We start from the raw sequence: 13,516 nt of genomic DNA on the forward strand, positions 1-13,516 counted from the left end.
GGGAGGGAAACTTCATGTCTTACAGAAAGTTAGGACGTACTAGTGCCCAACGTAAAGCGTTGCTTCGTGACTTAGCAACAGATCTAATCATCAACGAACGCATCGAAACAACTGAAGCTCGTGCGAAAGAATTACGTTCAGTTGTTGAAAAAATGATTACTCTTGGCAAACGCGGAGATTTACATGCCCGCCGTCAAGCTTCTGCATACATCCGCCACGAGGTAGCAAATGCAGAAACAAATCAAGATGCTGTTCAAAAATTATTTGCTGACATTGCTCCACGTTATGCAGAGCGCCAAGGTGGATACACTCGTATCATGAAACTTGGACCTCGTCGTGGTGACGGTGCTCCTGTAGTAATTATTGAATTAGTTTAACGTTTGTACACATTAAGGGCAGGACAGTTAGAAATGAATGATAACTGCTTCTATGCCCTTTTTGTATAAATGAATACGACGATGTAATGAAGCTATAGAGTGTAATGATGGGCACTTTCAGATGACCCGTCTAGCTCCTTGCATCCCTCTCCGCCTCTATATTCGATAGAGATATGATGATCAGGGTACGTTTAAAAGCCCTGGAGAGGGATGCAGGCTTTTTTATTATGTCTGCATAATAGGATAAAAAGAGACGAGACTAGCGATATGAGTTCGATAGATGAGAGGAGGAATCATGAAGGTGAAGCCGTTAATTTCTCTTAAAGGGATATCTTTTCGTTATCCTGACCAAGAGTCATATGCACTGAAGGATGTAAATATTTCAGTATATGAAGGTGAATGGTTAGCGATTGTCGGCCATAATGGTTCAGGAAAATCCACGCTGGCAAAAATTTTAAATGGGCTTCAATTCCCGGAAGAAGGCTCTGTTTTCGTGGATGACATTCCGTTATCAGAAGAGACGATATGGGATATTCGTAAACGGATTGGTATGGTATTTCAAAATCCCGATAATCAATTTGTCGGTACAACAGTACAGGATGATGTGGCTTTTGGTTTGGAAAACAACGGTGTGCCACAGGCCGTTATGGCAAAACGGGTAATAGAATCGTTGGAGAAAGTTCATATGTCCAGTTTTCTTGATCAAGAGCCGCACCATCTTTCCGGAGGGCAAAAGCAAAGAGTGGCTATAGCAGGTGTCATTGCTCTACAACCAAAAGTGATTATACTGGATGAAGCCACTTCTATGTTAGATCCTCTTGGGCGTGCTGAGGTTCTCGAAACGATTAGAGAACTGAAAGAAGAAGCAGGACTCTCGGTTATATCCATCACTCATGATCTTGAAGAGGCAGCTAAAGCTGACCGGATTGTGGTGATGAATCAAGGGCAGGTTTATAAAGAAGGTGTTCCAAAGGATATTTTTCAAATGGATAAGGAATTGGTTGAATTGGGGCTGGATATTCCTTTTTCTATTAAAATGACGAAAGCATTAAATGTGAGGGGCTTTGGCTTCTCTTCAATTTATTTGACAGATCATGAATTGGTGGATGCATTATGGACATTACACTCAAACAAGTAGAATACAAATATCAACCCAATACACCTTTTGAACGATTAGCCCTGCAAGATATTAACCTTGAGATCCCATCTGGAACCTTTTTAGCCGTCATTGGACATACAGGTTCAGGAAAGTCAACCTTGCTTCAGCATCTTAATGCTTTAGTTAAGCCAACCAATGGCACTGTCCAAATTGGTGACCGTGTGGTGGAAGCAAAGCGAAAAGAGAAGCATTTACGTCCTATCCGCCAAAAGGTAGGCATTGTATTCCAGTTTCCAGAGCACCAGTTATTTGAAGAAACAGTAGAAAAGGATATTTGTTTTGGCCCTATGAACTATGGTGTACCAAAAGAAGAAGCCATTGAAAGGGCAAAGACATTAATTCATCAGGTAGGACTCCCTGAAGAAGTTCTGTCCAAATCCCCGTTTGACCTGTCTGGAGGACAAATGAGAAGGGTTGCCATTGCCGGGGTATTGGCAATGGAGCCGGAAGTCCTTGTCCTGGATGAACCGACTGCTGGTTTAGATCCCCGTGGAAGACGGGAAATCATGGATATGTTTTACCGTATCCATAAGGAAAAAGGTCTGTCCACCGTTCTTGTGACACATAGCATGGAAGATGCTGCACATTACGCAGATGAGATTGTGATCATGCATCAAGGCCAAATTAAACGCAAGGGTAAGCCACGGGAGATTTTTTCTTCTGCAAAGGAACTGGTTGCTTTAGGATTAAATGTTCCGGATGTTGTTCATTTTCAATACATGGTAGAACAAAAGCTTGGAAGGAAGCTTGGGAAAACGTGCCTCAGCATTGAAGAATTAGCAGATGAACTGAAAATGACAGCTATGCGAGGTGATCTATCATGATGGATAAATTGATTATCGGTCGTTATATCCCCGGTGATTCTATGATTCATCGATTGGATCCCCGTGCAAAGCTTCTTTTTGTTTTTCTCTATATCTGTATTGTATTTTTGGCCGACAATGCTGTCACATACGGTATTCTGATTATATTTACACTTGCTTTAATTTTGATATCGGGAATATCCTTCCGCTTCTTTTTTAATGGATTAAAGCCTATCTTATGGCTGATCCTGTTTACCCTTGTGCTGCAGTTATTCCTTACACGGCAAGGGCATGTGGTTTTTCATTATAAATTTATTTCTATTTATGATGAGGGGGTCCGCCAAGGGATCTTTATATCCATCCGGTTTATGCTGCTGATATTTTTAACTTCTTTGCTGACTCTTACAACAACACCGATTTCGTTGACAGACGGCCTGGAATCTTTATTGAATCCTTTTAAGAAGCTTCGTCTTCCTATCCATGAATTAGCACTGATGATGTCCATTTCCTTAAGGTTTATTCCTACATTAATGGACGAGACCGAAAAGATTATGAAGGCACAGATGGCAAGAGGAGTGGATTTTTCCAGCGGACCGATAAAAGAAAGGGTTCAAGCAATTATTCCACTGTTAATCCCTTTGTTTGTGAGCTCTTTTAAGCGTGCAGAGGAATTGGCCATTGCTATGGAGGCGAGGGGTTATCAGGGCGGAGAAGGAAGAACGAAATACCGTCTGCTTTCCTGGAGGTTTTCTGATACGTTTTCTCTCGTTATTTTAGTGATTCTGACGGTGTTATTAATCTTTTTTAGAAAGTAAGAGGTTTACCGATGAATCGTTACAAAAGTGTGATTGCCTATGATGGGTCTAGTTTTTCCGGTTATCAAATACAGCCAAATGGACGAACTGTTCAGGGGGAGCTCGAAGCCGCTCTTCAAAAGCTTCATAAAGGAGCTAATGTGAAAGTCGCAGCTTCAGGCAGAACCGACGCGGGTGTGCATGCCATCGGGCAGGTTATACATTTTGATTCTCCTCTTGAAATACCGGAGGATAAATGGCCCACTGCGCTCAACGGATTGCTGCCGAATGACATTTCTCTGCAGAAAACCGAAAAAGTTCACCCTGATTTCCATGCGAGATTTTCTGCTGTAGGGAAGGAGTATCGCTATAAAATTTATACATCCTCCTATCGCAGCCCATTCAAGCACATGTATGAATGCCACTATCCGTATGCATTGGATTTAGATGCTATCAAGGCGGCTATTCCATCCTTACTCGGTACACATGATTATACAAGCTTTTGCTCTGCAAAAACCGAAGTAGAAGATAAGGTAAGAACGATACACAGCATTGAGCTTATTCAAAAGCACGACGAGCTGGAATTCATTTTTAAAGGAAATGGATTTCTTTATAACATGGTCCGCATTTTGATGGGAACATTGCTTGAGGTAGGAACAGGGAAAAAGAGTGCAAGTGATATGGGGTGGATTCTCTCTCAAAAAAATCGCATCCATGCAGGAAAAACGGCGCCAGCAGAAGGTCTATATTTATGGAAGGTATACTATTCTTCAAGTAATGAGGAAGAGGAAGTAATTTAAAATAATAAGGATCTGTTAAAGCGAGGCGTAAGGAGCGAGACTCTGCTGGTTGAGAAGCTGCGAGGAGTGCCAAATGGCCTGCTAAAGAGCGAGATTCAACAAACAGGACAGCAGAAATAAAAAAATTTGCCATAACAACTAATCCAGGTGTAACATTGTCTTGACATTGACGTTATAAAAAGATATTATAACCTATGGTATTGTTTTTAACCCCACGATAAGCCCCGGAAACTTATTGTGAATAAATACATGATTTTATGAAATTTTTAATTTTTTAGGAGGGTATCGAATGCGTACTACGTATATGGCTAATGCAAATAATATCGAGCGTAAATGGTATGTAGTAGATGCACAAGGCAAGACTTTAGGTCGCCTTGCAACTGAAGTTGCGTCTATTTTACGCGGTAAACATAAACCTACATTCACACCTCACGTTGACACTGGTGACCATGTAATCATCATCAATGCTTCTGGTATTGAATTAACAGGTAAAAAATTGACTGATAAGATCTACTACCGTCATACACAATTTGCGGGTGGTCTTAAAACTCGTACTGCTAACGAAATGCGTACAAACTATCCAGAAAAAATGCTTGAACTTGCTATCAAAGGCATGCTTCCAAAAGGCTCTCTTGGTCGCCAACAGTTCAAGAAATTACATGTATATGCTGGAGCAGAGCATCCACACCAAGCACAACAACCAGAAGTGTACGAACTTCGCGGATAATTTATAAGGGAGGGTTTTATTTTGGCACAAGTACAATATTACGGAACAGGACGTCGTAAAAGTTCTGTTGCACGTGTTCGCTTAGTACCAGGTAACGGTCGTATCGTTATCAACGATCGTGAAGTAGACAACTACATTCCATTTGCAGCATTAATCGAAGTTATCAAACAACCGTTAAATGCAACGGAAACTCTTGGTAACTATGATGTATTAGTAAATGTTAACGGCGGCGGTTTCACTGGCCAAGCTGGAGCAATTCGTCACGGTATCGCTCGTGCGTTATTGCAAGCTGATCCTGAATACCGTGGAACACTTAAGCGCGCTGGATTATTAACTCGTGACGCTCGTATGAAAGAACGTAAAAAATACGGTCTTAAAGGCGCTCGTCGTGCACCTCAGTTCTCAAAACGTTAATTTTACGTTTCAAGGCTCTCAGACCTTTTGGTTTGGGGGTCTTTTTTGATTTAAAAAGTCGTTTGTAGCCATATTTTGACCATGTATGACAAAATTAAAGCTCAATATACTTTTGAAATTTAGCCGCTGTTTGTTCTTTTAAGGTGTTTATTACGTGGGTGTAGATATTCATGGTCATTTAAATATCGGTGTGCCCTAACCGTACTAACTTGTACCTCTTTTATCTGTTAAATTTAAATGTTGATATCTACTCGTTTTTTAGCTCATTCGTGTGAAACGGTTGTTTCACACGAATGAGCTAAAAAACAACATTGTCCTTTAACAAAGCCTTTCATTAAAATATTTAGCTTTTAATCAAAATATGCTAATCGCAATATGTGTTTCATCATGTCTTGTAAAAACAAAGTTATTATCATTATCTAATCCACAAGCTAAGAACTCTTCTTTTGGGTTTATAGCCACTTTTTTAGTAATGAAAGGGTTTAGGGGCTATGGGCGGTGGCAATAATTCCCTCTGTTTGACTACATTGTGACCACAAAACATATATAATTTTAGTAAGGAAAACTTATTCGCCACACCTGATCACAATTATGGATCAGTGTACCTTTAAAATTTTTGTGTATATGTTTCTTTTAGATGGTTTGTAATATGTGTCTATCTATTCGTTGTCCTTTGATGTCAGAGTGGCCTAATCACTCTTATACTTCTTTTATGCTTGCCCCTGACTTCAAATAACAGTGAAGCGTGGGCATGATAAAATACTCCTTTCCTTGTTATGTTATCGTTCATATTAACACTGGCTAATTTCGCTTCTATTTGACCTATATGCCATATTATAGATAAGATAGAGGTTTGGGTATAATAGTGGATTAAACGCTTGTATTCTTTTGTTTTAGGCGTTTGAAGCTGTTCTTTCTTTTCGGTAAGCCTTCTAATGTATTGTAAGGCACGTAAAACATTCGCTTCTACATGAATAAGAGCCTAAAAACAACAGAGTTCATTAACAGATCTTAATTTGCTTTTCGAACAATGGTTAAATCCGTAATCTGTCAGTCTTTGTGGCATCTTTTCGTAAGTTGTTCACATTTATACTGGAACTGAAATTTAATCGTTTTTTTTGCTGATTTGCGCTAAAAAGTGAGTGGAATATCTCTTTCTGTGTTTAAAATTATTTTCATTACTGCTAAAATAAAGTCTTTATTATGCATAGAGATCATGATGGAAGAGCCATTATGTTCTTTATATTAACTGTTTGCTGAAACTTATATATTATTTACATAAGAGTTGCATAAGTGAATTGAAATCATTAATTTGCAGAAAAAAATCTGGAGTTAGGCAATGGGGAATCTGAATAAAAAAGCTTGCCATGATTCCATAATTTAATTCCTCAAGAATCCAAGCAGATTTTTTATTCCGTATCGCTTGGCGATATAACTTGCCAATTCATCTAAAAACCTTCATATTAATAGAAAAGGAGGTCCGATATGCGACGCGATATACAACCAAATGAACGAGCATTTTCTACCAAAGAAGTGGCAGAAGAAGTAGGGATTGCATCGCCTACTGTTCGAAAGTATGGCCAAATCCTAGAGCGTAATGGATATGAATTTTTAAAAGATGGTGATCGGCGTATCTTTGTCCAATCTGACATCGGAGCGCTTATAGCGTTACGCGATACGGAAAAGCCTCTGGACGATACAGCTAAAGAACTTGTGCATCAACAAAAAGAAAGATTAGAAGTACCCACCGAAACAGAGATAACGATAACCGATACAACCGATACATATGAAAATTTACCCCACGACCCCAATCAATTAAAAGAAATCCTAATGTTTTTGGTCAATGAGGTTGCAGCCACACGCGAAATGAATATCCAGCTGAAGAACGATATGTCTGATCTTAATACTAAGGTTTCTCGCCTGCAGCAAGAACATCATGTTATAAGCTCCAGTATTGGGAATTCGGCTCAAAAAACAAATGCTAAAATTGAAAAATTAACGGAACAACAAAAAGTGCATTACGAAACATTGCTGCAACAAGAAAAACAAAAAAGTGAATTATTACAACAAGAAATACAAGAAATGCGGGATGAGCAGAAAATAGAATGGCGTACACAAAACGATTTTAATAAACGGTTAGAAGAAGCGATACAAAAACCTAAAGAAAAATGGGGAGGGCTTTTCTCCTTATTCAGAAAATAAGATGCTACTATAAGGATTTTTCTCCTAAACAGTACAAAGATTTGTGGAGTATTGCTTTTGTTGCTATTTGTGCTGAAAAATAAATAAACAAAAGGTTCAATATACAAACCTTTGAATAGTGTACGAAAAGATACTCGATGACTGGCCATAAAGCAAATCCAACAAACTTCAATAAAATGATTGTGCCATATTTGATTCACAACAAATCAAAGACTTTTGAAAGAATGAATGTTTAAAAAACAAGGGAAACCTGAGGATACTGTAAAATCCTCCTGTCATCTCTTACTAGGGTTAAATAACTTTTTTGTAAAAAACTTGGCAGTATATCCAATGGGCCGAACGATTTACCAGAAACACACGATTTCCCAATGTAATTCAATGAAGGTCTAAGCAAGTACACATCAAGACTAAATACACTAATCGAAGTAAGTAAAAAAGGCATGTTTGATAAGGTGAGAGTTGAGGATACTAAAGAGCATTTGAATATGTTCCTTAATATACTGGGGACCGATATCTTAGAACTCGTATCGCGGGGCGATACGAATTGAAGCCGTTATCTTTAATAATAGAAGGTGGGGCTCACAACAGATGGCAATGCTATTGTTCAATTCAGTATCGCTTAAATAGTGTTGTACGATACGGCCAAGCGCTAGGCGATACAGCTAAAGGCCAAGAAATAAATGGGTCAATGAAATAGAGGTTGCAATACCTGATTTAAATGATCCCAAAAGCCCAACCAACTAACCTTATTGCAGCAATTGTTAAGAATTTAATTACCTAGAAATCGTATCGCTGGGCGATATACGAATTCAAACCGTTATCTTTATTAGTAGATGATGGGGCTCACAACAGATGGCAATGCTATTGTTCAATCCAGAATCGCTTATATAGCGTTGTACGATACGGTCAAGCGCAAGGCGATACAGCTAAAGGACTAGAAATTAATGGGTCAATGAAATAGAGATTGCAATGCCTGATTTAAGTGATTTCAAAAGCCTAATCAACTAGCCTTATTGCAGCAATTTTCAAGAAATTAAAACCTTTGATAATAAGTGGGTAAATTTGTTTTCGGATGTATTATTTTTCAAATTTCAATAATTCCCGGGAAATATCTACAATTTCCGAGTCATTATCGACAAAATTAGAAGCTTTTAAATATCCCTATAGATTACTGATAACAAAGCAGACATACTATAGAGTTCAAACTCTGCCCATTCTTTATTCAATTACGGAAATAAACTTTTAAAGGAAAGAAATTTTATAAAGATAATAAAGGTGTCTTGTCATTTAAAGTCGCTCAGACCTATTAGTTTGAGGGTCTTTTTTATTGAGAGGGAGAGCTTATTCTTTGAACTTCAAATAAAAAAACGCAGCAGGAGCTACGCTTTATCATGATTCTGTTCTTTTTCGCTGGCATTCTCAATTTTTTCTACAAACATATTAAAGACACTTCTTTTGTCTTCCAGCTTCTTTAGCTGCTGCTTAAGCTTGTTATATTTCTCTTCAAATGGTTTTTGATAAGTGCTTTTAATATTATTAATCATTTCTTCATTAATTGTTGATTGAATGACTTGTTTGGTGATTCCGTATTTGAATGAATAAAGCTGTAGTTCAAGCTTAACCTTTTTGTATTCTTCATCAATCTCTTTTTTTTGGTTTTCAATTTCTTCCTTCCATTCAAGCAGAGCATCCTTTACATATGGCTCCATTTTTAGCCTCCTTTAACTGTCCATTCTGTTCCCTTATTTTATGTACTCAATAAACTATTTCAAAAGATATCTTCTTTTTTGGGGGTAACGAAGGTTTTGAACAAATAATCCTGCTTTAAAAAGTGCAATCTAGGGCTGAGTTCTTTCTCAAGATATAGGAAAACTTAATGAAATCTTTATATCATTTACAAACGGGTCCGATATACTTTCGCATAATAAGGCTTTCTGGAAGGCTTTTTTTCATTAATGGCTAAACCAGTTTTTTAAAATAACTAAAGGAGATCTATGGTGATTCTAACATTCATTATTCGGTTCATTTTACGGAAGGGGCCTTACAAAAAAATCCTGAACACATAAGTGAGGTATTTTTATGCTGATAAAGGAAAATAGGTTTGGGAAGCTGGCTTCAAGGATTTTGTGTGTGGTTACAGCTCTTATGTTTCTTTTTATATCTTATTACTCATTTATGGATATAAAAGTGAATGCTTCTGCAAAGTTCATTTTGATAGGAGGAATCTTCATTATGGCTGTCCTTATAGCCATTTTCTCTTATCTTGTGAACCGTTTTTTATCTGCTAAGTCCTTTCTTATTATTCTTCTGGCAGTGGGGTTTGGGATGAGAATTGTGTGGATTATGATGGAGAAGACACCTCCTGCTTCCGACTTCGGGGTTATGTACAGAAGTGCTCTTAAAGCGGTAAGGGGAGATTTCACTTTTTTGCATAGCCCCTATTATTCCAGCTGGGTTTATCAGCTGGGGTTTACTTATTATGAAGCACTTCTGCTTAATCTTTTTGGGAACCAACTTTTTATGTTAAAGCTCTTTAATGTGTTTTTTAGTATGGGCACGACTGTTCTCATCTACTTGATCGCCAGAAAAGGGTTAAATGAATGCAGTGCCCGGGTGGCTGCCTTGCTTTACACTCTCTATATTCCGAATGTCCTTTATTGTTCTGTTTTAACTAATCAATACATTTCCACTTTTATGTTTATTCTGGGCATATATTTTTTAATTGGAAAAGGACTGTCTGAAAAGTACATCTGGTTATGGATCGGGTTAGCTTTAGGAATGGGAAATATGATGAGACCGCTGGGGAGCTTTTTTTTATTGGGAATGGGTGTATTTGTTTTTATATACATGATTCTCCCTTTTAGAAAAAAAGAGAGCATATATTATATAAAAAGGCTTGCTGGAGTATTGCTGGTTTATATTATCTTTCAACAGCTTATCAGCTTTGGCTTCCTTCAAACAGGCCTATCTGTTAAACCGCTCTCCAATCAGGAGCCGTATTGGAAATTTACACTTGGACTCAACGCTCATTCTAACGGGACCTGGAATGCTGAAGATCAAAGATATGTAAACCAGTTTAAGGTTGGTCAAGCCCGCAATCAGGCTGAAAAGACTCTTGTACAAGAAAGGTTAAAAGATAGAAAAGGGGTTATCCGTTTGTTTGGAAATAAGTTCAAAGCCTTTTGGGGCAAGCCGGATGCCGGACCATACTGGGCCTTCCGTGGACTAAAGCAGCCCATTCTTCAGCTAAGCTTAGTGATCTATGAGCGGCTCATGTACATCGTGTCCTGTCTGCTTATCATAGGGAATGTGCTATTAATGAAAAAAGAAAATAAACTATTACCATTGCTTTGTATTTTTGCTGCGGGCTATGCTGCCGTTCACCTGGTTATTGAAATTCAAACGAGGTATCGTTTTGATATCCTTCCTGTTCTATTTTTATTAGCGGGGTATGGAGTTTACGGTTTTAAACAGTATATACAGGATAAACTCATCAATCGGCTGAATTAGTATGCAAATATTTTGCTTAGGCTAAGCCCAAAACCAGATGCATTCCATTTTCGCTGTATTTGTTTTTTCTTACTGCTGATATTGTCCTGAATTGGTAATGTTTTAATCGCAGAGGGATGGTATTAGAACAGGGGAAAGGTTGAAAAATACAGGTAGGAGGAATGACTTATGAATGTTATAACAACATTGTCAGCCAAGCGCAGAGAAAGGCAAATGAAATATGAGAGAAGCCTTTTGCGTGAACTCTCCATCCAGAGCTTGAAAAAAAGTGTTCAGGAGCATTTTGGTTCCCAGCGAATTGAAGGGGGAGTTTGGCTGGAGCAAGGCATTGAAGAAGGATGTTATGATGTGGCCATTGAAGCATTCATTTTAGGTGCACAATATTCCCGTTTCGGGCATTATGGCGAGCCAATTGATGTGATAAAAAAAAGGTGCGAGAAGGAATTCAAACACCTAACAGATACCTTGTTTAATTTTTGGCTTTATTGGACGTTTGGGGAACAAAATTTCATTCAGGAATCCTTATTTTTTGCATGTGAACAGTTTGTAGATAAATGGTGGTTAGAGGGATACCGCCAGGCTGAGAAGAGAAGAAAGCTCAGACTTCATTAATTTTCGGTTCTAAACCCCTTCCTTGTCCCATAAGATTTGTTGTAGGACTAGGGGGGACAAGGAAAGATGAAACAAAAGATAAAAGTGTTTAGTTTTGTTTTAGGAGTACTCCTTCTTTTTTTAATTCTCCAATTTCAATTTTTCCATAAAGATACCTGGCGTTCCTGGAGCCTGCCGCTTTCAGGCAAGGTTATTTATTTGGATCCTGGTCATGGAGGGCCTGATGGAGGCGCCGGCGATCAGGAGGCGCTTGAAAAGCATATCGCATTATCAGTTGCCTTTAAAGTACGGGATTATTTGCAGGAGCAAGGTGCAATTGTCCTTATGACGAGGGAAACGGACAAAGACTTGGCAGATCCGAAAACAAGAGGCTATAGCAGAAGAAAGGTTGAGGATTTGCAAAAAAGACTGAAAATGATTAATTCTTCCAAGGCAGATTTATTTATCAGCATTCATTTGAACTCCATTCCAGGACCGCAATGGAAAGGAGCCCAAACCTTTTTCACTCCTTATTTTCCGGAGAATAAGCGGGCAGCAACGTTTATACAGGACGAATTAATACGAAATCTGGAGAATACCGATAGAACAGCGAAAGTACTTCAAAATGTTTATATATTAAAAAATGCTAAAAAGCCTGGAGCTTTAGTGGAAATTGGATTCTTATCCAATCAAGAGGAAAGAAAAAATCTGATGTCGGTGAGATATCAGGAGAAAGTAGCAGCATCGATTTCCCATGGAATCACTCGATATTTTACAGATGAAAAAAGCATTAAATAAACAGCAGGCACTGCGGGAGGGAGAAGATAAAATCTTCCTGCGGTGCTGTTTTATTTTGTTCACGTAAATTCTCCTTCTGCTTTCTTTCTTTTCTATAGATTTCGTCTTTCAGAATGGTTAGGGTATTTAGCAAATTGCGTGTGGTAGCAGGAAATATGGTATATACTGAAATCAGTTGTAAACGAATACTTGCAAAAGGGATGGTGTACATACATGTTAACTGAACAGAAGGTATTGAATTTGCTAAAAGGATTGCAGGATCCTTTCCTACATAAAACGTTAGAAGAAACGAATGGAATTGTTGAGATTAAATTAAAACCGGAGAAAGAACATGTAAGTGTGAAAATAGCCATTGCCAAAACAGGCACTGGGGAACAGCTTCAAATGCAAACAAACATTGTTAATATATTGAAAAATGCCGGAGCCAATACAGTAGGAATTCGATTTGCTGAACTTCCTGACGAGGTGCTTCAGAAATTCCGCGGTTCTGAACCGAAGCAGCAGGGGGAAAGCCTTTTATCTCCTGACAGCAAAACAAAATTTTTAGCGATTGCAAGCGGAAAGGGCGGGGTTGGAAAATCAACCGTATCTGTAAACCTTGCAGTGGCTCTTGCGCGTCTTGGAAAAAAAGTTGGCCTTGTTGATGCGGATATATACGGCTTTAGTGTTCCGGATATGATGGGGATTACACAAAGGCCCATTGTAAGAGGAGAAAAAATTATTCCTGTTGAGCGGATGGGTGTAAAAGTGATTTCAATGGGCTTCTTTGTAGAGGATAATGCACCTGTTATTTGGCGAGGCCCTATGCTTGGGAAAATGCTGAATAATTTCTTCTCGGATGTAGAGTGGGGAGAACTGGATTATCTTCTCCTGGATTTACCTCCTGGAACAGGTGATGTAGCCCTGGACGTTCACAGCATGCTTCCAAAATGCAACGAAATCATTGTCACTACTCCTCATCCAACGGCAGCATTTGTTGCAGCACGTGCAGGGGCTATGGCTTTAAGGACAGAACATACTATTTTGGGTGTTATCGAAAATATGTCTTATTTTGAAAGTGAATTGACGCAGGAAAAAGAGTATGTTTTTGGACAAGGCGGAGGAAAGAGATTATCTGAAGAGCTTCAGACCGTATTACTCGGACAGCTTCCATTGCAGCAGCCAGATTGGGATGAAAATGACTTTGCCCCTTCTATCTACGGGGCAGATCATAAGCTGGGTAAAATATACGGAGATATCGCTGGTAAAGTCGTTGATTTATTAGCCAATCGATAAAATTTATTTGGCCTAAAAGAATGATTAAAACAGCAGACATGAATTCTGTAAAAAGTTATAAGGGCA

At 38.6% G+C, this 13,516-nt stretch carries 13 protein-coding genes; 12 read left to right on the forward strand and 1 reads right to left on the reverse strand.

Annotated elements, in window-relative coordinates; genetic code table 11:
* The first annotated feature begins 14 nt into the window (after nt 1-14).
* The 8 genes from rplQ (at nt 15) to A5N88_RS16590 (ending at nt 7,276) form a co-directional block, all read left to right on the forward strand.
* A complete protein-coding gene (rplQ, locus tag A5N88_RS16555; RefSeq protein ID WP_066268000.1) occupies nt 15-377 on the forward strand; it encodes a 50S ribosomal protein L17 in 363 nt (120 codons plus the stop codon).
* 295 nt (nt 378-672) lie between these two features.
* The gene (locus A5N88_RS16560) at nt 673-1,515 is read left to right on the forward strand and encodes an energy-coupling factor ABC transporter ATP-binding protein (protein WP_066268002.1); all 843 of its coding nucleotides are present in this window, start codon (nt 673-675) and stop codon (nt 1,513-1,515) included.
* The gene (locus A5N88_RS16565; RefSeq protein WP_066268005.1) at nt 1,491-2,360 is read left to right on the forward strand and encodes an energy-coupling factor ABC transporter ATP-binding protein; all 870 of its coding nucleotides are present in this window, start codon (nt 1,491-1,493) and stop codon (nt 2,358-2,360) included. The genes A5N88_RS16560 and A5N88_RS16565 overlap by 25 nt, the downstream gene beginning before the upstream one ends.
* Nucleotides 2,357-3,154, forward strand: coding sequence for an energy-coupling factor transporter transmembrane component T family protein (locus A5N88_RS16570; RefSeq protein WP_066268007.1), 798 nt, complete (start codon nt 2,357-2,359; stop codon nt 3,152-3,154). Before A5N88_RS16565 ends, A5N88_RS16570 begins: the two co-directional genes overlap by 4 nt.
* Before the next feature lie 11 nt (nt 3,155-3,165).
* Nucleotides 3,166-3,933: a tRNA pseudouridine(38-40) synthase TruA gene (truA, locus tag A5N88_RS16575; protein ID WP_066268009.1), complete on the forward strand. Its 768-nt coding sequence runs from the start codon at nt 3,166-3,168 to the stop codon at nt 3,931-3,933.
* Nucleotides 3,934-4,222: 289 nt separating this feature from the next.
* On the forward strand, nt 4,223-4,660 hold the full coding sequence (gene rplM, locus A5N88_RS16580; RefSeq protein ID WP_066268011.1) for a 50S ribosomal protein L13: 438 nt from the start codon (nt 4,223-4,225) through the stop codon (nt 4,658-4,660).
* A 21-nt stretch (nt 4,661-4,681) separates the two neighbouring features.
* A complete protein-coding gene (gene rpsI / locus A5N88_RS16585) occupies nt 4,682-5,074 on the forward strand; it encodes a 30S ribosomal protein S9 (protein ID WP_066268013.1) in 393 nt (130 codons plus the stop codon).
* 1,485 nt (nt 5,075-6,559) lie between these two features.
* A complete protein-coding gene (locus A5N88_RS16590) occupies nt 6,560-7,276 on the forward strand; it encodes a hypothetical protein (RefSeq protein WP_066268015.1) in 717 nt (238 codons plus the stop codon).
* A 1,379-nt stretch (nt 7,277-8,655) separates the two neighbouring features.
* Here A5N88_RS16590 and A5N88_RS16595 read toward each other — a convergent pair.
* Entirely contained in the window at nt 8,656-8,985 is a 330-nt protein-coding gene (locus A5N88_RS16595) for a hypothetical protein (protein WP_066268017.1), read from the reverse strand.
* A gap of 523 nt (nt 8,986-9,508) precedes the next feature.
* Here A5N88_RS16595 and A5N88_RS16600 point away from each other — a divergent pair.
* The 4 genes from A5N88_RS16600 to salA all read left to right on the forward strand — a co-directional run bounded on the left by A5N88_RS16600 (nt 9,509) and on the right by salA (nt 13,450).
* Nucleotides 9,509-10,786 carry an ArnT family glycosyltransferase gene (locus A5N88_RS16600; protein WP_232317587.1) on the forward strand — a complete coding sequence of 426 codons (1,278 nt, stop codon included), beginning with the start codon at nt 9,509-9,511 and terminating at the stop codon, nt 10,784-10,786.
* A 168-nt stretch (nt 10,787-10,954) separates the two neighbouring features.
* Nucleotides 10,955-11,398: a YbaK family protein gene (locus A5N88_RS16605; RefSeq protein WP_066268026.1), complete on the forward strand. Its 444-nt coding sequence runs from the start codon at nt 10,955-10,957 to the stop codon at nt 11,396-11,398.
* Nucleotides 11,399-11,464: 66 nt separating this feature from the next.
* Nucleotides 11,465-12,175, forward strand: a complete 711-nt coding sequence (gene cwlD, locus A5N88_RS16610) for an N-acetylmuramoyl-L-alanine amidase CwlD (protein WP_066268027.1) — start codon at nt 11,465-11,467, stop codon at nt 12,173-12,175.
* A 213-nt stretch (nt 12,176-12,388) separates the two neighbouring features.
* A complete protein-coding gene (salA, locus tag A5N88_RS16620; protein WP_066268031.1) occupies nt 12,389-13,450 on the forward strand; it encodes an iron-sulfur carrier protein/transcriptional regulator SalA in 1,062 nt (353 codons plus the stop codon).
* Nucleotides 13,451-13,516 lie beyond the last annotated feature (66 nt).

Origin of the sequence: Heyndrickxia acidicola, from assembly GCF_001636425.1 — a bacterium.
Lineage (GTDB): Bacteria > Bacillota > Bacilli > Bacillales > Bacillaceae_C > Bacillus_AE > Bacillus_AE acidicola.